This is a genomic window from Apolloniradiicaulis salifontis, from assembly GCF_053756655.1.
This window is the reverse complement of record NZ_CM132387.1, coordinates 2,294,840-2,312,217: the sequence shown is the minus strand read 5'-3', so window position 1 is coordinate 2,312,217 and position 17,378 is coordinate 2,294,840. Positions and strand designations below refer to the sequence as shown.

General features: G+C 67.6%; 15 protein-coding genes and 1 pseudogene. 7 read left to right on the top strand and 9 right to left on the bottom strand.

The window, feature by feature from the left end; translation table 11 throughout:
- Positions 1-42: 42 nt before the first annotated feature.
- The 3 genes from ACWCOP_RS11100 to ACWCOP_RS11090 all read left to right on the top strand — a co-directional run bounded on the left by ACWCOP_RS11100 (position 43) and on the right by ACWCOP_RS11090 (position 7,049).
- The gene (locus tag ACWCOP_RS11100; RefSeq protein ID WP_478248348.1) at positions 43-1,905 is read left to right on the top strand and encodes an autotransporter assembly complex protein TamA; all 1,863 of its coding nucleotides are present in this window, start codon (positions 43-45) and stop codon (positions 1,903-1,905) included.
- The gene (locus tag ACWCOP_RS11095; protein WP_478248347.1) at positions 1,902-6,209 is read left to right on the top strand and encodes a translocation/assembly module TamB domain-containing protein; all 4,308 of its coding nucleotides are present in this window, start codon (positions 1,902-1,904) and stop codon (positions 6,207-6,209) included. The genes ACWCOP_RS11100 and ACWCOP_RS11095 overlap by 4 nt, the downstream gene beginning before the upstream one ends.
- Before the next feature lie 162 nt (positions 6,210-6,371).
- Complete coding sequence (locus ACWCOP_RS11090; protein ID WP_478248346.1) at positions 6,372-7,049, top strand: hypothetical protein; 678 nt, start codon at positions 6,372-6,374, stop codon at positions 7,047-7,049.
- On the opposite strand, the gene ACWCOP_RS11085 is transcribed toward ACWCOP_RS11090, so the two are convergent.
- The 5 genes from ACWCOP_RS11085 to ACWCOP_RS11065 form a co-directional block, all read right to left on the bottom strand.
- Positions 7,046-8,335: a hypothetical protein gene (locus ACWCOP_RS11085; RefSeq protein ID WP_478248345.1), complete on the bottom strand. Its 1,290-nt coding sequence runs from the start codon at positions 8,333-8,335 to the stop codon at positions 7,046-7,048. The two genes, ACWCOP_RS11090 and ACWCOP_RS11085, sit on opposite strands and share 4 nt — an antisense overlap.
- Positions 8,336-8,477: 142 nt before the next feature.
- Positions 8,478-9,002: a pyridoxamine 5'-phosphate oxidase family protein gene (locus ACWCOP_RS11080; RefSeq protein ID WP_478248344.1), complete on the bottom strand. Its 525-nt coding sequence runs from the start codon at positions 9,000-9,002 to the stop codon at positions 8,478-8,480.
- Between the two features lie 58 nt (positions 9,003-9,060).
- Positions 9,061-9,264, bottom strand: coding sequence for a YqaE/Pmp3 family membrane protein (locus ACWCOP_RS11075; protein WP_478248343.1), 204 nt, complete (start codon positions 9,262-9,264; stop codon positions 9,061-9,063).
- A gap of 117 nt (positions 9,265-9,381) precedes the next feature.
- Positions 9,382-10,137, bottom strand: a complete 756-nt coding sequence (locus tag ACWCOP_RS11070; RefSeq protein ID WP_478248342.1) for an SDR family NAD(P)-dependent oxidoreductase — start codon at positions 10,135-10,137, stop codon at positions 9,382-9,384.
- Entirely contained in the window at positions 10,138-11,358 is a 1,221-nt protein-coding gene (locus ACWCOP_RS11065) for an acyl-CoA dehydrogenase family protein (protein ID WP_478248341.1), read from the bottom strand. It lies immediately after the preceding gene.
- Positions 11,359-11,456: 98 nt separating this feature from the next.
- Here ACWCOP_RS11065 and ACWCOP_RS11060 point away from each other — a divergent pair, with 98 nt between their 5' ends.
- From ACWCOP_RS11060 to ACWCOP_RS11045, 4 genes are all read left to right on the top strand, one after another.
- A complete protein-coding gene (locus ACWCOP_RS11060) occupies positions 11,457-12,194 on the top strand; it encodes a TSUP family transporter (protein ID WP_478248340.1) in 738 nt (245 codons plus the stop codon).
- A 113-nt stretch (positions 12,195-12,307) separates the two neighbouring features.
- Positions 12,308-12,922, top strand: a complete 615-nt coding sequence (locus tag ACWCOP_RS11055; RefSeq protein WP_478248339.1) for a hypothetical protein — start codon at positions 12,308-12,310, stop codon at positions 12,920-12,922.
- 114 nt (positions 12,923-13,036) lie between these two features.
- Positions 13,037-14,080, top strand: a complete 1,044-nt coding sequence (locus tag ACWCOP_RS11050; RefSeq protein WP_478248338.1) for a GNAT family N-acetyltransferase — start codon at positions 13,037-13,039, stop codon at positions 14,078-14,080.
- Between the two features lie 236 nt (positions 14,081-14,316).
- Positions 14,317-15,483 (top strand): MFS transporter, encoded by a 1,167-nt coding sequence (locus ACWCOP_RS11045; RefSeq protein WP_478248337.1) that lies wholly within the window; start codon positions 14,317-14,319, stop codon positions 15,481-15,483.
- A gap of 45 nt (positions 15,484-15,528) precedes the next feature.
- Here the strand turns inward: ACWCOP_RS11045 and ACWCOP_RS11040 are convergent.
- The 4 genes and pseudogenes from ACWCOP_RS11040 to purC form a co-directional block, all read right to left on the bottom strand.
- Positions 15,529-15,836 (bottom strand): annotated as a pseudogene (locus ACWCOP_RS11040) (type II toxin-antitoxin system RelE/ParE family toxin).
- Positions 15,805-16,059, bottom strand: a complete 255-nt coding sequence (locus ACWCOP_RS11035) for a type II toxin-antitoxin system ParD family antitoxin (protein WP_478248336.1) — start codon at positions 16,057-16,059, stop codon at positions 15,805-15,807. The pseudogene ACWCOP_RS11040 and the gene ACWCOP_RS11035 overlap by 32 nt, the downstream one beginning before the upstream one ends.
- A gap of 118 nt (positions 16,060-16,177) precedes the next feature.
- A complete protein-coding gene (gene purS / locus ACWCOP_RS11030; RefSeq protein WP_478248335.1) occupies positions 16,178-16,420 on the bottom strand; it encodes a phosphoribosylformylglycinamidine synthase subunit PurS in 243 nt (80 codons plus the stop codon).
- Complete coding sequence (purC, locus tag ACWCOP_RS11025) at positions 16,417-17,178, bottom strand: phosphoribosylaminoimidazolesuccinocarboxamide synthase (RefSeq protein ID WP_478248334.1); 762 nt, start codon at positions 17,176-17,178, stop codon at positions 16,417-16,419. The genes purS and purC overlap by 4 nt, the downstream gene beginning before the upstream one ends.
- Positions 17,179-17,378: the final 200 nt, after the last annotated feature.

Below are 17,378 nucleotides of genomic sequence, written 5' to 3'. Positions count from 1 at the left end.
CGATCCAGCCGGCTGAAATTTTTCCGGGCTCGTCTGACTTCCATGTCACGATTTGCCGCTCCGGGTGTTAGACCACCGGGCCTTGAGGCTCGAAGCATAACGAGGAAGACGATCGCCGTCCGCTTTATCATCAACGGTTTCACGCTGCGCTGCGTCGCGGCGGCGCTGCTTCTCACGCTCGCCGCCTCTGCGCTGTCGGCCGCCGCCGCCGCGCCGCTGGCGCCCATCGAGGGGCTGGAGGATCCGCGCCTGCGCGAGGAGCTGCGCGCTGCGCTGGGTGAAGCCGAGACCCCGCCGGAGGATCGCTGGCGCGCGCGGGAACAGGCCCGCGACGCCGCCGACCGGGCCCGGCGCTGGCTGGAGAGCCAGGGCTATTACGGCGCGGTCGTTGATCCGCGCCTCACCGATGACGGCGCGCCGGTCATCCGGGTGCGCCCCGGCGCCCGATTCACCTTCCAGACCGCCCGGGTGATCTTCGACCAGGCGCCCGGCATGCCAGAGCCTGACCCGGCCGCGCGCGACGCGCTGGGCCTGGACGTGGGCGATCCGATCACGGCGCGCGGGGTCATCGATGCACGCGCGCGGGTGCTGGCGGAGCTGCGCCGGTCGGGTTTTCCCGAAGCGGTGGAAGGCGAGCATGAGATCATCGTCGATCACGCCGTGGACGCGGCCCGGGCTGATTTCGTTTATCGCACCGGCGATTACATCACCTTCGGCGATCCTGAATTCGCCGGCGGCCTGGCCGAGCTGGACGCCAATTATATCGACCGCCTGGCGCCCTATGGGATCGGCGATCCGGCGAGCTGGCCCGCCTTGTCTGAATTCGCCAGCCGCCTGCAGGGGCTGGAGGCGATTTCGGTGGCCGATGCGCGTCTGGCGCCGCCCGGCGTCACCGACGAGGCCGGCAACCGGCTGGTGGACGTGCGCGCCGATCCGGCGCCGAAGCACCGGCTGGAAGGCCTTGTATCCTTCTCCACCGATGAAGGCGTCGGGACCGAGATAGCCTGGACGCGCCGCAACCTGTTCGGCAAGGCCGAGCTGCTCACCCTGTCGGGCACGGTCGCGGAGCTGGAACGCTCGGTCTCGGCCGAGTTCGTTGCGCCTCACTGGCGCCGGTACGGCCAGGACCTCACCCTGTTCACCGAGGCCGCCCAGGAGCGCACCGACGCCTTTGATCAGGACGTGATCCGCGCCAGCGCCATTGTGGCGCGCCGGGTCACCGAGCGGATCAACGCGTCCGCCGGCGTGGAGGTCTCCACCGCACAGGTCCGCGACGCGCGCGGGGAGCGCCGGGTCAACACCGTTTCCGCGCCGCTGGGCGTCGCCTATGACGGCCGCGACGACGTGCTGGATCCCAGCCGCGGGATCGCCGCCGATATCGCGGTGCAGCCCGGCTGGTCGTTCGGCGATAATGATGTGCGCTTCGTGCGCCTGGAGGCGGGCCTTCGCGGCTATCAGGCGGTGGGCGAAAAGCTGGTGATGGCCGGGCGCGTGCGTGTGGGCTCGCTGCAGGGCGCGTCGGCCCTTCGGGTGGGCGTCGACGAGCGCTTTTACGCCGGCGGCGGCGGGTCGGTGCGCGGCTACGCCTATCAAAGCTTGTCGCCGCTGCTTGAGGGCTTCAACACCACCGCGCTGGAGCCCTTCGGCGGCGCCTCGCTGGCCGAAGTGAGCGCGGAGGCGCGCTGGCGTTATTCGGACAGTCTGGGCTTTGTCGGCTTTGTGGACGGCGGGGCGGCCACCACCGGCTCCCAGCCTGATTTCGGCGCCATGCGCTACGGCGCCGGGGTGGGCGTGCGCTATTATCCGGGCTTCGGGCCGCTGCGCATCGACATCGCCACGCCGCTGGATCCGCGTGAGCGCGACGACATCATCCAGGTCTACATCTCCATCGGGCAGGCGTTTTGAGCGAAGACACGCAATCCCGGCCGCGCCCCTGGCGCTGGGTCCGCACGCTCGCCGCCTGGCTGGCCGGGGTGGTCGCGCTCATCGCTCTGATCGTGGTCAGCGCGGCGCTCACGCTCACCGGTCCGTTGGGGCGCGAATGGGCGCGCGAGCTCATGAACGACCGCGAGATCGCCGGCTATGGCGCGCTTAAGGTGGGCGATATCGACGGCAATCTGCTGGGCGAGTTCAAGCTCTCCTCTCTGGCGCTGGAGACTGAAGACGGCGCCTGGCTGCGCGCCGGGGACGTCACTGTCTCCTGGGATGTCGCCGCGCTTTTGACCCGGCGCATCGAGGTCAACGCCGTCAGGATTGACCGGCTGGAGCTGTTGCGCCGGCCTCAGCGTGCGCCGACGCAAGGCGGCGCTGGCGGCGGATCGTTTGACTGGGACATCGATCTATCCACCTTCGACATCGCGACGCTGTCTCTGGCCGAGGGCGTCGCCGGGCCGCAGGCGGAGTATTCGGTCACGGCCGGGTTCGGCCGGGTGGCGGGCGACTGGGACGGCCGGCTGCAGGCGAACCGTCTGGACGCGCCGGGCGACATGGTCGACGCGCGCTTTGAATATGGCGACGCGATTTCGGTGGATGCGCGCATCGAGGCCGCCCCCGGCGGTCCGCTGGCGCAGCTGTTGCGCGCCGGCGAGCTGGGCGCCAGCGCCCGGGTGGACGCGCGCGGCGGGGTCGATGAGGGGTCCGGCGAGGCGGTGCTGGATGTGGGCGGCGAGGGCGCTCTGCGCTTCACCGCCAGCTGGACGCCCCAGGCGCTCAGCGTCGAGGGCCGCGCCCAGCCCGCGCGCTGGCCCGATTTTGAACGCTTGCAGACCCTGCTGGGCGGACCGGCGGACTTTTCCTTGAACCTGCCTCTGGACGGCGGCCTCTCTGATCCGCGTCTGGAGGAGGCGTCGATCCAGCTTGACGCCCCCGAGGCGGCGCTCACCGTGCGCCCGCAGCCGGGCCGGGTCTTCGCCATCGAGGGACGGGCGGGGCCGGGCCTTGTGGCCGAGGCCACCGGCGGCCAGGTCGCCGCCGACGTGTTGAGCATCGAAAACGGCCGGGTGGATCTGTCTGGCGAGGACTGGGTCTTCTCCGGCGACGTGACGGCGCAGAGCCTGGGCCTGCCCGGCGATTTCGCATTCGCGCGCCTTTCGGGTCCCGTCACCGTGTCAGGGCCCGTGCAGCAGGTGCGCGTGGAGGCGGATCTCATGACGCAGGGCGCGCGCTACGGCGTGGAGGCGCTCACCGATCTCCTGGGCGCATCACCGGGTGTTAACGCGGCGGTTCTCTATGACGGCGAGGCGCAACGCCTCTCCATCGAGCGCGCATTCTTGCAGGCCCCGCTGGGCCGGGTGTCGGCCTCAGGAGTGGTGGATCTGGGGGCGGAGCGCTTTGATCTGGACATCGCCAGCGCGGATTTCGACATCGCCCGGCTTACCGATTCGATGTCGGGGCGCGGCGCGGTGGAGGCGTCGGTTCAAGGCGGCTTTGACGGCGCGGTGGCTTTTGACGCGTCGGCGTCGGGTTTTCAGCCCGCCGGCGGTCTGGCCGACCAGCTCTCCGGTCCTGTCAGCGCCGAGGCGGAAGGCCGCCGCACAGCGGAAGGCGCGCTGACCTTCGACCGGCTGCAGGTGCAGAGCCCCGATCTGGTGGTGGACGCCGCCGGTCGCCAGGACGGCGAGGTTTTCAATTTTTCCGGCGAGGCGGTGTATTCCGGCCAGTCGCCGGTGGCGGGCGTCGGGGTGGCCGGCACGGTGCAGGCCGCGTTCGAGGCGCGCTATGGCCCGGGCGGCCTGGAGGCGCGCATCGACGCCAGCGCCGGCCAGGTCTCCGGCGGTCCGCTGGAGATCAACGAGGCGCGCGTGCGCCTTGCCGTCTCCGGCGCTCTGGACGCGCTGTCCGGCGAGGCGCGCCTCACCGGTGAGAGCCCACGCGGGCCGGTGGATCTGGCCGCGAACTTCGCGCGCGACGGCGACAGGGTCAGCGTCACCGGGCTGTCCGGGCGCGCCGGCGGCCTCAATGTAGAGGGCTCGGCTGAGGCCGGGCCGGGCGCCCTGCAGGCCGATCTCGACATTGCGCCGGAGGAAGGCTTCGGCGCGCTCTCGCTGCAAGCGCGCCTTCAGGACGGCGCGCTGGACGTCAGGGCTTCGGCTGAAGACCTCGTGGCCGGGGATTTGAATTATTTCGACGTCTTTGAGTTCACCCTCACCGGGCCGCCCGAAGACGCCGCTTTCACGCTGGTGGCCGACGGCGCCTATGGCGCGCCGTTCAACGTCACCTCGCAAGGCCGGCTCCAGCTCGCCGGCGGGCCGTTTCAGGCGACCGCCTCGCTGAACGGCGAATACGGCGGGATTCCGATTCGCTCGCGCGCGCCACTGAGCGTGACCGCCGGCGACCCCCTGACCGCCAGCGCCGATCTGTCGGTGGGCGATGGCTTTGTGACGCTGGCGTATCAGGGCGGCGAGGCCGAGCGCGTCACCGCCAGCCTGCGCGATGTCCCGGCCGCCATTCTGGCGCTGCGCCGGGCGCGCGAACCGTTACAGGGCGCACTGTCGGGCGATTTGAACCTGTCGCGCAGCAATGGTGTGTGGACCGGCCAGGCCATGGTTCAGGGCGACGGCCTGCGCCCTGCCGACGTGGATCAGGATCGTGCGCTGGACGGCGCGGTGACGCTGGATCTCAATTCCGAGCGGCTGGAAGTGGGCGTGCGTGCCGACGGGCCGGAGTTCATGGCGCTGGCCGATGCGTCGGTGGTCACCGGCCCGGTGTCCGGCCCCGGCGATGTCACAGATCCCGCCAACGCCGTCAGCGCCGATATTCAGGTCAGCGGCCGCATCGGGGCGTTCGCCGCCTTCCACGTGGCGTCCGGCCAGCGCCTGTCCGGCGATCTTCAGCTGGACGCCCAGGTGTCTGGAAGCGTGGGCGCGCCCGATCTGGTGGGCGACGCGGCGCTCACCGGCGCGCGGTTCTCCGACAGCCGCGCCGGTCTGTCGCTGGAGGAGCTTGTGGTGCGCGCAAGCTTCACCCAGAGCCGCGCCGAGATCACAGAGTTGTCCGCGGTGGACGGTCAGGGAGGTGAACTCTCGGGCGAAGGCGCGGTGGAGTTTGCAGGCGGCCTGAGCGCCCGGGCGAACGCGGTGTTTGAGAGCTTCCAGATCATCGACCGCAGGGATGTGTCGGCGGTGGCCAGCGGCGATGTGGCGTTCAATCTGTCAGGCGGGGAGGGCTCGATCACCGGCGCGGCGACCATCGAAAGCGCAGAAGTGAGCCCGCCGGATTCCGGGCGTCCGTCGATCCCCGACATCCAGGAAACCCAGATCAATCTGCCCGGCGGCGTGCGCACCCCCGACGCGGCGCCCGGCGACGGGGGGCCTGTCATTTCGCTCGATTACACCATCGACGCGCCGCGCCGCATCTTCGTGCGCGGCTCCAATTTCGACACCGAGTGGGGGATGAATCTCCAGGTCACCGGCACGACGAATAATCCTGAAGTCTACGGCGTGGCGCGCGTGGCGCGCGGCCGCGCCGACCTTCTGGGCCGGGTGTTCGATATTGAAAGCGGCGAGGTGCGCCTCACCGGTGATCCACGAGAGGCCCGCCTTCGGCTCACCGCCGTGCGCGAGGAGCGCGACATCACCGCGCGCATCATCGTGGAGGGCCCGGTCACCAGCCCCACCATCGATCTGCGTTCCTCGCCCAGCCTGCCGCCGGACGAGGTGGCCAGCCGCATTCTGTTCGGCGAGGGTGCGGCCAATCTCTCCGGTCTGCAGGCGGCCCAGCTCGCCGCGTCGCTGGCGTCGCTTTCCGGCGGGGGCGGGTTTGATCCGCTGGGCGCGCTGCGTCAGGCGTCAGGCCTTGATCAGCTGGGCGTGCGCCAGGATGCGGGCGGCGGCACGGTGGTGTCCGGCGGGCGCTATCTCACCGACACCGTCTATCTGGAGCTGGAAAGCGCGGGATCGTCCGCGGCGCCCTCCACCAATATCGAATGGGAGCTGACGCGGCGCTTCACCCTGCTCTCGCGCCTGTCGTCGGACGGCCAGGCCGGCGTCGCGCTGAGCTGGCGCACCGAGTATGACGATGACCCGTTCGGCGAGGGCGGCCTGTTCGATTTCGACCGGCTGAACATCTTCGGCTTCCGGCGCGGCGAACAGGTGGAGGCCGAGCCCGGCGACGCGGTGCTGGAAGACGCGGCCGAGGGCGAGATCATCCCTCAGGCGCCCCGCGATGAGGACGGCGCCGTCACCACGCTGCAACGCAGCGGCGGCGATTGAGAAATTTGTCCGAACAATTGACGGGCGGCGATTTGGGCGGCTAAGCTTTCTGTGCCGTTATTTGATTGCGGTGATTGCTTGCAGCTCTCCGGCGTTCGCGCCGGTTCCTCCTTTTGGGGCGGACGCTTTTGCGGTGTCCGCCCTTTTTCTTGGAAAGGCGCCATGGACAGCCAGACGCTTTATACCGGGCTTCTCTTTCTTCATATCCTGTTGTTCGTGGCGTGGCTCGGCGGTGATATCGGCGTGTTCATCCTGGGCCAGCATTTTCGCAAGCGCGACGTCTATCCGCTGGAAACGCGCCTGCAGTTTCTGAGGCTTCTCGTGCTCAACGACATGGCGCCGCGCACCGCCTGGGCGCTCATGGTGCCGGTCTCGCTCTCCATGGTGGCCGCGGGCGGCTGGGCGATGATGCCAGGCTGGGTCGTGGGGCTGAGCTGGGCGCTGGGGCTGATCTGGCTCACGCTGGTGTGGTGGACCTGGGCCGAGGGCCAGGGCCCGCGCGCGCCCATCCTAAAGATGATCCAGTTCCAGCTCACCGTCGCCCTGTGCCTGTTCTACACGGGGCTGGCGATCGCCGGAGCGCTGGATGTGTGGGCCGCGCCTTTCTGGCTCTGGCTGAAGGCGGGCCTGTTCGCGCTGATCTTCGCCGCGGCGATCATGATCGACGTGGCCTATAAGCCGGTGGGCCCGCTGTTGGCCCGGCTCATCGCCGAGGGCTCCAGCGACGCCACTGAACTGCCGCTTCTCAAAGCCATGAACTTCACCCGGATCTGGGTGCTGGGGCTTTACGTCCTGCTTCTGGTGATCGGCATGGTGGGCACGTTCAAGCCGGAACTTTAACGCCCGCCATCTAGAGGCGCCGGCGCGTCTTCGGCGGGCGCCGCTTCCGCCGCCGGCTCGTCGCCGCCGAACAGGGCCTGGCCGATATCGGGCCATTCGCCGGTGGCCAGGAAGGGCAGCGACAGCGCCATGGCCACCGAGATCACAAGTCCGATGCCGGCGCGCACGACGTCGGTGGCGACGTCGAACGCCGCTTCACCCTTGCCGCGCAGATTGGCGACGATGGAGATCGCCAGCTCCCGCCCGGCCAGAAGGCCGAGGAACACATAGGTCGTGCTCATGGGAATGTCGTTGATCTCCTTGAAATACATCAGGATCAGGCCGTAGATGAAATCGACGATCGTGGCCGAGCGCACATCCACCGTATTGGTCTTGGACAGCACGATCTTCTGGATCTCACCGCCGCGGATGGCGAAGATGACCGCATGCAGGCCCACCATCAAAAGGGTGGCGAAGATCAAAAGTCCGATTGAGAAGGTCGTCTGGATGTCGCCGTCGGCCGTCACCACGGTCTCGCGCGGCAGGTAAACGAAAATATTCGCCAGATCCTGGATCAGCCATTGCGACCATAAAAAGCCGGTGGACAGCCATTGCAGCACGAACCATGTGTTCAGCCGCCGGGTGAGAACCCCCACGGCCGTGGCGCAGAGCAGCGTGATTACGATGGCGGGCCAGCCGATGGCGTCAAGGTCCGGCAGGCTCGGCCCTTGCGTCAGCAGGTAGACCAGCACGCAGATCGCAACCGCGATTGCGGGAATGCTCCACCATGCGCCGCCATGGTCCTCGACCTCGGTCTTGAACACCCATTTCTCGAAACTGCGCGAGATGACCGCGAACACCACGGCGCCGGAGACGAAGGCCACAAGATAGCCCAGCAGGGACTTCACCATCATGGAGCCCAGAACGCCGGCCGTGGCCGCGCCGCCGGTGAGGGTGAAGATGGTGAGCACCAAAAAGGTGGTGGAGACCGGCACGCCGAACCGGGTCAGGACCAGCAGCACCAGCGGCGGCAGCACGTGCCACCACTGAATTCCGCCTTCGGGATAGGGAATGGAGTTCAGGCGGCCGAAGGCGATGTCCTCGTCATAGCCGAACCAGCCATAGAGCATCACCGCAACGATGATGGTGCTGGCGAAGGCCCAGAGCACGACCCATGGCCGTTTCGCGTTCGACGCCAGAAATGTCCCAAGGGTCTGGATCACGTCGTTGGCGACGATGGCGTAGGCGGCGATGCAAAACCCCACCAGCGCCAGCAGCGGTACGCCGAAAACCGCGATATCGGTCATGGAAAGCTCCGAGCCCCCGCGCGCCAAGTGCGCGCACAGGCAGCCCGGATAGCAAGCGAGCGCGGCCGGGTGAAGTGAAACCGGCCGCGCCCCTATGCAATTTCATCAATCCGTCATCGCGGGACTGCGCCGGCCCCCGGGTTCAGGCCGCCTTGTGGTCGGTGAAGTCCGTGGTCAGGCGGACGCCCACATCGGGCGTGTCGGTCTGGCCGGCGGCGCGATCGATCTCCCAGGAAAAGCAGGACTGGTCGTCACTGGAGGCCCACACGGCGGCCTGCGCGGGGCGAAACTCCAGAAGCCGGAGCTTTGGGTCGTCCTTGCCCTTTTCAAACCAGGCGGCGGCGACGGTGTCCCAGTGCTTCTCGATCAGGGCGCCGGAGGTGACGTCCGCCAGCTCGCCCTCGATGGAGGCGAACAGGTCGAAATCCTTCGCGGTGACGATGCAGGTCACGTCGGCGACGCTGCTCGCGCCGCCGAGACCCTTGCAAAGATCGCTGTCGGACGCCGCGAAGAAGCGCAGCACCTGCGCCTGACGGTCCACTTTCGGGCTCATGGGCTGAAAGGTGCGGCCCTGCTTGGGATTACCCAGCATGACGGCCACCGCGTCCTCGGCGGCCTTGAATATGGCGTCCTGGGGATGGGTTTTGAACGCTGCGATATCGGTCATGGAGCGCTATGCCTCCGTGTCGGCTGCGTTAAGCATTGGTGTGTGGGGATGAGCCGCTCTAGCGGCGTGTGGCGATGATCCAGACTGCGTGGATGATGCCGGGGATATAGCCCAGCAGCGTCAGCAGGATGTTCAGCCAGAAATGCAGGCCGAAGCCCACCTGCGTGAAAACGCCCAGCGGCGGCAGCAGAACCGCCAGGATCAGGCGAAGAATATCGCCGCCGGTGAACCCGCCGCCGGTCACATTATCGGAATGAGCCATGAAAAGTCTCCTTGTTCGGTGTCCGGGATCTTGCATCCCGCTCGTCCGGACAATGCGCCAACCGGGCTCCGCGTTCCCGAAAAAAGCCGGTGCGAACCGCTTATTCAGGCCGGCATGTCAGCGCACATGGCTGGCGCCGTTCACATCGATCACCGATCCGGTGGCGCTGCGGCAAGCGCCTGACAGCAGGAATGCGCAGAGCGCGCCCAGCTCGGCGGGGCTGGCCATTTCGCCCAGCGGCACCTCGGCCAGGGCCGCCTTGCGCGCCGCCGGCTCCTGGGGCGCCATTTCGGTGTCGATCCAGCCCGGCGCCAGGGCGTAGGCCAGCAGCCCGCGCCCGGAATAGGCGCGCGCCAGCGTCTTCATGGCGGCGATCAGCCCGGCCTTTGACGCGGCGTAGGCGGGATGGTCGGCGTCGTCGCCGCGATTGGCCGCTCTGCTGGCGATGGCCACGACGGCGCCCTCGGTCCCTGAATCCACCCGGTCGCGGGCGAACAGGCGGGCGAGATCCGTCGCGCTTTGCAAGTTGATCTGCAGCGTGCGCGTCCAGTTGTCGGCCCAGGCGTCGTCGTCGTCATGGACGCTGGCCGCTTCAAAGACGCCGTGATTGAGGACCAGGCCGTGAATCGGCCCGCCGGCGATGCGGCTCGCCTCGGCGTAGGCGGACCCCGCCGATCCGGGCTTTGCGAAATCAGCCCGCACGAGCCCGGCGGTGCGGTCGCCCAGCTCGGCGGCGACGGCCTCGGCCGCGTCGATATTGCGGGCATAGCCCAGGATCACCCGCGCGCCGGCGCGGGCGACTTCCTTTGCGATCCCCGCCCCGGCGCCCCTGGAGGCGCCGGTGACGAAGACGGTCTTGCCTTCAAGCGACATTTATTCCGCCGCGTTGAGCCAGCGCTTGGCTTCCAGCCGCGCGATGGTGCGTTCGTGCACCTCGTCGGGACCGTCGGCCAGGCGAAGCGTGCGGATGCCGGCGTACATGGCCGCCAGCGGGAAGTCGTCGGACACCCCGCCGCCGCCATGGACCTGGATCGCATCGTCGATGACGGCCAGCGCGGCGCGCGGACCGGCCACCTTGATCATGGCGATCTCGCCGCGGGCGACCTTGTTGCCCACGGTGTCCATCATCCACGCCGCCTTCAGGCACAAAAGCCGCGTCTGCTCGATGTCGATGCGGGCGCGCGCGATGCGGTGGTCCCAGATGGAATGCTTGATCACCGGCTTGCCGAAGGCTTCCCGGCTCATGGCCCGCTTCACCAGCAGCTCCAGGGCGCGTTCGGCGGCCCCGATCGTGCGCATGCAGTGGTGGATGCGGCCCGGGCCGAGGCGGCCTTGAGCGATCTCGAAGCCCCGGCCCTCGCCCAGAAGGATGTTGGAGGCGGGCACGCGCACATTCTCCAGCTTCACTTCCATATGGCCGTGGGGCGCGTCGTCATAGCCGAACACCGGCAAGTGGCGCTCGATGGTCACGCCCTTGGCGTCGGACGGGACCAGGATCATGGATTGCTGGCTATGGGTGTCGGCGTCGGGATTGGTCTTGCCCATGAGGATGAAGATCTTGCAGCGCGGATCGCCGGCGCCCGAGCTCCACCATTTGCGGCCGTTGATCACATACTCTTCGCCGTCGCGCTGAATCGAGCATTCGATATTGGTGGCGTCGGAGCTGGCCACCGCCGGCTCGGTCATCAGGAAGGCGGAGCGGATCTCGCCGGCCAGCAGGGGTTTGAGCCACTTTTCCTGATGCTCCGGCGTGCCGTAGCGGGTGAGCACTTCCATATTGCCGGTGTCGGGCGCGGAGCAATTGAACACTTCCGAGGCCCAGAGCACGCGGCCCATCTCTTCGGCCAGCGGGGCGTAATCCTGATTTGAAAGCCCGGCGCCTTCTTCTGAGTCCGGCAGGAAGAGGTTCCACAGGCCGGCGTCCTTGGCCTTGGCTTTCAGCTCTTCGACGATGGGCAGGACCTGCCAGCGATTCTCCCCAAAGCCCTTCAGCTGCGCGTGATAGGTCTTCTCATTGGGATAGACATGGGCGTCCATGAAGGCGCGGACCCTGGCGAGGTAGTCCTTGCACAGGTCGGAATATTCGAAGTTCATGAGCGGAAGGCTCCTCCCCTTGGGGCGCAGCTTGATCGCCGCGCTCGGTCTGACTTGCGCCCCACCATAACGAACACAGTGAAAATTCCACCCGTGACATGACGCCATTCCTGTTTTTCGCTGCGGTTTTTTTCACCGCCCTGATCTCGGCGGTGTTCGGGATGGCCGGCGGGCTCATCCTCATGGGCGTGCTCGCCGCGCTCTATCCGGTGGCCGGCGCCATGGTCGCCCATGGCCTGATCCAGAGCGTCTCCAACGGCTGGCGGGCGGTGCTGCTTCGCCGTTTCATCCTATGGCGGACCGTCGCGCTGTTCGCCGCCGGGTCGGCTGTTGCGGCGGCGGCGCTGGCGTTTGTTTCGGTCACGCTGGAAAAGCCGGTGCTGTTTGTTGTGCTGGGCCTGGTCCCGCTTCTGGTCTGGATTCCCAAGGACCGGTTCGCGCTGGACGCCCGGCGGGTGGTGGACGGGATCGCCGGCGGCGTACTGGTCACCGGCCTTAATGTGGTGGCCGGCGTGTCGGGTCCATTGCTGGACGTGTTTTTCCAGCAGGTGGACGCCGACCGGCGCTCTGTCGTGGCCACCAAGGCCGCCACACAGGTTCTCTCCCACGCGGTGAAGATCGCCTATTATGCCGGCGCAGCGTTTTCCCTTGCTGACGCGCCGCCGCTCTGGATGCTGGCGCTCGCCGTCCCGCTCTCCATCGCCGGCACGACGATCGGCGCGCGCGTGCTGGAGCGGATGAGCGACGGGCGTTTCCGCGCCTGGACGAAATGGATCGTGACCGGCGTGGGCGCGGTCTATGTCCTCAGAGGCCTGCTTCTGCTGGCAAGCGGATAACGTATGACGGCGATTGTCAGACGGGGATCAAGGCAGGCCTTGCTAGAACAGGACGATCATCGCCCGGGCCCGGGCGGCGCAGGACGATGCTCTGGACGGTGAGGGGATACGCAATGAAAGCTTTCCAACTCGTGGCGGCGCTGGCCGTTCTGACGGCCCCGCTCGCCGCGCCGGCCTGCGCCCAGATCGGCGCCTCGGAGATGGCCCAGGCCGAGCCCATGTCGTCAGAGCTGGCGGCGTCCGATTCCATGCCCACCGAAATCGTCACGCCGGACGCCTTCGTCACCGCGCTTCAAGGCGCGCGCATCCGCATGTTCTATGACGGCATCGGCCAGGACTTCCTGTTCGAGCTGCAGGACCGCGATGTCGCCGATCTGTTCAGCTACGGCTTCCCGCCGCCGGACCGCTCCATCGGCCAGTCCGACATCGTGGTGGTGGTGCGCGAGGACTGGCCCGCCCTGGTGACCGCCTGGGACAGCGTGGGAATTCCCGCGATCACCGGCTCCATCCGCCCCTACGCCATGGTGGCGGCCGGCGCGCCCCATGTTTCTGTGACCAGTGTGACCGCGCCGGGCGGCCATACGATCCGCGTCTATAACTTTGTCCGCACCGCCGAGGGCGAGGTGCAAAGCGAGCGCTGCATGGCCCGCCAGGTGATCAACGACACTTATGCGGGCCTTGATGAAAGCCGCTTCAACTCCTTTGAATGCTCACGCGCCCTGCGCTGAGGTCACGGCCGGGCGCCCGACGGCGAAAGCCGTCGAAACGCCTCGAAACAGATCGTGACGGGCGAGCGCGCGGTGCGTGGCTTAAGAGGGCTTTGCGCCTGACCGGGAGCTGACATGGACCTGACCTCCGCCACTCTCTCCAACGCGTTCGTGCGGCTTGAACCGCTGGAGCAGCGCCACCGCGAGCCGCTGCGCCTGCTGGCGGCTGATACCTCGCTCTGGGTGCAGACCAGCCTGAACGCCAGCATGCATTTTGATCCCTGGTTCGAAGCCATGCTGGCCGCCAGCGCCAGCGGTGCGCAGATCAGCTTTGCGGTCTTCGACAGGCGCCGGGTCGCCTATGCCGGCCATACCGGATTTCTGGCGATCGCGCCGGACCATGACCGGGTGGAGATCGGCTGGACCTGGTACGGGGCGGCGTTTCATCAAAGCCATGTGAACCCGGCGGCCAAACGCCTGCTTCTGGCCCACGCCTTTGCCGCCGGCGCCGCGCGGGTGGAGCTGAAGACGGGCGACCAGAATTTGCGCTCCCAAGGCGCCATGGAAAAGCTTGGCGCCGTGCGCGACGGCGTGTTGCGCAGCCACACCCGCACCTGGACCGGCGCGCGCCGCGACAGCGTCTTCTATTCTATCCTGGCCGATGAATGGCCCGGCGTGCGCGACCGGCTGGACGCTCGGCTTCTGGCGCTGACCAGCTTTGACATCGCCGAAGATGACCCGGCGGCGCCCGACGTGACCGCGCTTCTAAGGCGCCATCTCGCCTTCACCGCGCAAGCCTCGCCAGAGGGGACCTGTTTTGCGCTGGACGTGGAGGGCCTGAAAGCGGGCGGCGTCACCTTCTGGACGGCGCGCCAGGACGGCGCCGTGCTCGGCTGCATCGCCGTGAAGGCGGGCCATCTGGAGCCAGATCACGGCGAGATCAAGAGCCTGCACTGCGCCGCCGAAGCGCGCGGGTGCGGCGTCGGGACGGCGCTGATCACCACCCTTGTGGAGCACGCCAGACAGGACGGCCTCACCCGTCTCAGCCTTGAAACCGGACGCTCGGACGGCTTCGCGCCGTCGCGCCGGCTCTATGAAGCCATGGGCTTTGAAGCCTGCCCGGCGTTCGGTCAGTATAAGGAAGATACCTTCAGCTATTGCATGACGCGGACGGTGTAGGACGGCTCAAAGCCGGACCTCACGCGGTCATCGCCGATGGCTTTTAGCGCGCGGGGCACGGAGACATTCATGGTGGCCATGGCGCATTTCCTTCAATAGTTGGCAAATATTGCCATCAATCGCGCCAGCAGGAAAGGCTGGGGCGTCATCCCCTCTGATCACCGCGCTGAGCCTGATATGGAGCTTCGCCCCGCCGCGAGCCGTTGCCCGGATGACGCGGCGCCATGAGGTGCGTCATGAACGCATTCGGATCAATCACCAGCGCCGGCTTCGCCGCGACGGCGATGACCTATGGTCCGGCGCGCATGGGCTTTGGGCTGTTTCTCAATTCTCTGCGCGCGCATTTCCAGATGGACGCCGGGACCGCCGGCCTGATCTCCGCTCTGGGGTTTTCCGGCTTCCTGCTGGCTTTGCCCGCCGGCTATGTCCTGGCGGCGCGGGCGGGACCGCGGACGCCGGTCGTCATCGGGCTCGCTTTCGCGGCGGCCGGGATGGGCGTGATCGCCGCGGCGCAGGGCGTTGTGATGCTCACCGCAGGCGCGGTGCTGGCCATGTCCAGCGCCGGATTTTCCTGGACGCCGTTCAACGCCGCCGCCCACCGCCATCTGGGCGACACCGAGCGCCCCGACGCCCTCTCCATTATCAGCACCGGGACCAGCGCCGGGATCGTGACCGCGGCGCTGGCCGCGCTGGGGCTCGCCGCCGCAGGCCTGTCCTGGCGCATCGCATGGGCGGGATTCGCGCTGGCTGCGGCGCTGGCCATGGCGGCGGCTGTCGTGTTGCTGAGCGGCGCCGAGTGCGGGCCGCGCGCGCAGGCCGGCGCGCCGCGCCGCCTGGTTTCGCGGCGGGCCGGGCCGCTTTACCTTGTGGCGCTCGCCTTCGGCGCGGCGAGCACGGTCTACATGTCCTTCGCCGCAGACCGGATCGCGCGTGCGGGCGGCGTTCCAGGCGCGCCGGACGCCGCCGCCTCCGGCGTGCTGTTCGCCATTTTCGGAATTGCGGGACTGGCCGGTCTGATCACCGGGCGCTTGGGCAAGCAGCTTGGGGTCAGCTGGCTGTTGCGGGTCCTGTTCGCCGGCTGCGCGGCGTCGTTCGCGCTGATCGCACTCGCCCCGGGCTCGCTGGCTGCGGTGCTCGCCTCAGCCGCCCTGCAGGGCGCGTTCGTGATGATGATCAGCGCCACGCTCGCCTTCTGGTCGGAGCGCCTGTTTTACGATCTGCCGTCCATGAGCTTCACCGCCGCGCTTCTGGCCGCCGCCTGCGGCGCGGTGCTGGGTCCGCTTCTGGCGGGCTACGGCGCGGACGCGTTCGGGTTCACCGCGTTGTTCACCACCCTGGCGGCGGGGTGCGGGGCGTTCGCCCTGCTCATCCCGCCGCGCATGCCCGGCGCGCCGAGTGTTTAAGCGCGGCGACGCAGGAGGGGCCGGGCCACCCGGCGATACAAGCATTCAGCGCTCATCAAAACCCGGTGGAAGCTGGCGCGCATGAAGAATGCGCACCACGGTCAACGTGACGTCGTCGGCGCGATAGAAGATGCGGTGGCTTTTGAGGTGATCACCCGAACCGATCCACCCTCGGCGAGCGTGCCCGCCAGCGGAAACTCGGCGGCGAGCCTCACCGCGGACTGGATTGTCTGAGCGTAACGCCGTGCCCCGGCGACACCGAATTCCTGCGCGCCGTACCGGGTGAGCTGGTTGAGGTCCGCCAGGGCGGCGGCGGCGTATTCAATCCGGAGCGCCAAGGCGCTTCGCCTCATCGAGGGCCCCTTCCATGACCTCCTCGAACGTCTTTTCGCTGATCGGGCTGTCCAGGCCTTCCTGGATCAGCCGGTCGAACTCGGCCCATTTGCGCTTGGCGTCGGCGTCCTTGCGGATCAAGTCGCGGACATAGTCGCTGGCGCTGGCGTACTCGCCCGACGCCACGCGGTCGTCGACCACGGACTTCAGGGCTTGGGGCAGGGAGCCGTTCATCGTGGCCATGGCGGCGTTCCTTCGATCTATGGCAGATATTGCCATAGATCGGGCGCCGCTGAAAGCGCCGCCCGTCGGCGCCGAACACGCATCGCGGCGCAAGCGGCGAGACAGCGCAGCTGTTCCCTTAAGCGCTCAGCTCGATGTCGTAGGTTTCGATCACCGGGTTGGCCAAGAGCTTGTCGCACATCTGGGCGACGCGCTTGTGGGCCTCTTCGGCGTCGGCGGTGTTGAGATCGATCTCGATCAGCTTGCCCTGGCGAACCGCGGCGACTTCGTCAAAGCCCAGATGGGTTAAAGAGCCGGCGACGGCCTGGCCCTGGGGATCAAGGACGCCGGGTTTGAGATAGACGTGGACGCGCGCTTTCATGACACCTGCTCGTCGTTTGCGTTCTGGCCGGCCTCGCGCATGATGCCGAGGCGCCGCGCCACTTCGGCGTAGGCCTCGGTGACATTGCCAAGGTCGCGGCGGAACCGGTCCTTATCCATTTTTTCGTTCGTGTCCATGTCCCAGAGGCGGCAGCTGTCCGGGCTGATCTCGTCGGCCAGGATGATGCGCGGCTCGTCGTTCTGGTCGTAGACCCGGCCGAACTCCAGCTTGAAGTCCACCAGACGGATGCCCACCGCCGAGAACAGGCCGGAGACGAAATCATTCACCCGCAACGACATGGCCAGCATGTCGTCAATGTCCTGGGTGGTGGCCCAGTTGAACGCCGTGATGTGCTCTTCGGACACCATGGGGTCCTCCAGCGCGTCGTCTTTGTAATAGAACTCCACGATGGAGCGGGGCAGCGGATCGCCCTCGGTCAGGCCGAATCGCTTCGCGATGGAGCCGGCCGCCACGTTGCGCACCACCACTTCGAGGGGGATGATCTCCACCTCGCGCACAAGCTGCTCGCGCATGTTCAGCCGCTTGATGAAATGGGTGGGCACCCCGATGCGGTTCAGGTGCTCCATGATGAATTCGCTGATGCGGTTGTTCAGGACGCCCTTGCCCTCCAGCACCGCTTTCTTCTGATTGTTGAAGGCGGTGGCGTCGTCCTTGAAATACTGGACGATGGTGCCCGGTTCCGGGCCCTCATAAAGGATCTTGGCCTTGCCTTCGTAGAGCTTTTTGCGGCGGGACATGCTTGCTCCGGTCTCGGGGCCGCGCCGGTCAATCGTTGCGGGCGCCCCGTCGAGAAATGCGAAACGGCCCGCATCACGGGCCGCTACAAGCACACATGATACTCCCTCGCCCCAAGTCGCGGCAACCGCGCATGTGAGCGGGCGGGAGTCTTCTGCGGCGCGCCTTGCAGTTTCATTTGAACGCCCGCATCTGGAGCAGT

What these genes read in the sequence shown, in the direction of transcription:
- ACWCOP_RS11035 (WP_478248336.1), bottom strand. Translation starts at nt 16,059, where the DNA reads ATGGCCACGATGAACGGCTCCCTGCCCCAAGCCCTGAAGTCCGTGGTC.
- ACWCOP_RS11065 (WP_478248341.1), bottom strand. Translation starts at nt 11,358, where the DNA reads ATGAACTTCGAATATTCCGACCTGTGCAAGGACTACCTCGCCAGGGTC.
- ACWCOP_RS11060 (WP_478248340.1), top strand. Translation starts at nt 11,457, where the DNA reads ATGACGCCATTCCTGTTTTTCGCTGCGGTTTTTTTCACCGCCCTGATC.
- ACWCOP_RS11050 (WP_478248338.1), top strand. Translation starts at nt 13,037, where the DNA reads ATGGACCTGACCTCCGCCACTCTCTCCAACGCGTTCGTGCGGCTTGAA.
- ACWCOP_RS11045 (WP_478248337.1), top strand. Translation starts at nt 14,317, where the DNA reads ATGAACGCATTCGGATCAATCACCAGCGCCGGCTTCGCCGCGACGGCG.
- purC (WP_478248334.1), bottom strand. Translation starts at nt 17,178, where the DNA reads ATGTCCCGCCGCAAAAAGCTCTACGAAGGCAAGGCCAAGATCCTTTAT.
- ACWCOP_RS11075 (WP_478248343.1), bottom strand. Translation starts at nt 9,264, where the DNA reads ATGGCTCATTCCGATAATGTGACCGGCGGCGGGTTCACCGGCGGCGAT.
- ACWCOP_RS11100 (WP_478248348.1), top strand. Translation starts at nt 43, where the DNA reads ATGTCACGATTTGCCGCTCCGGGTGTTAGACCACCGGGCCTTGAGGCT.
- ACWCOP_RS11085 (WP_478248345.1), bottom strand. Translation starts at nt 8,335, where the DNA reads ATGACCGATATCGCGGTTTTCGGCGTACCGCTGCTGGCGCTGGTGGGG.
- purS (WP_478248335.1), bottom strand. Translation starts at nt 16,420, where the DNA reads ATGAAAGCGCGCGTCCACGTCTATCTCAAACCCGGCGTCCTTGATCCC.
- ACWCOP_RS11080 (WP_478248344.1), bottom strand. Translation starts at nt 9,002, where the DNA reads ATGACCGATATCGCAGCGTTCAAAACCCATCCCCAGGACGCCATATTC.
- ACWCOP_RS11055 (WP_478248339.1), top strand. Translation starts at nt 12,308, where the DNA reads ATGAAAGCTTTCCAACTCGTGGCGGCGCTGGCCGTTCTGACGGCCCCG.
- ACWCOP_RS11090 (WP_478248346.1), top strand. Translation starts at nt 6,372, where the DNA reads ATGGACAGCCAGACGCTTTATACCGGGCTTCTCTTTCTTCATATCCTG.
- ACWCOP_RS11070 (WP_478248342.1), bottom strand. Translation starts at nt 10,137, where the DNA reads ATGTCGCTTGAAGGCAAGACCGTCTTCGTCACCGGCGCCTCCAGGGGC.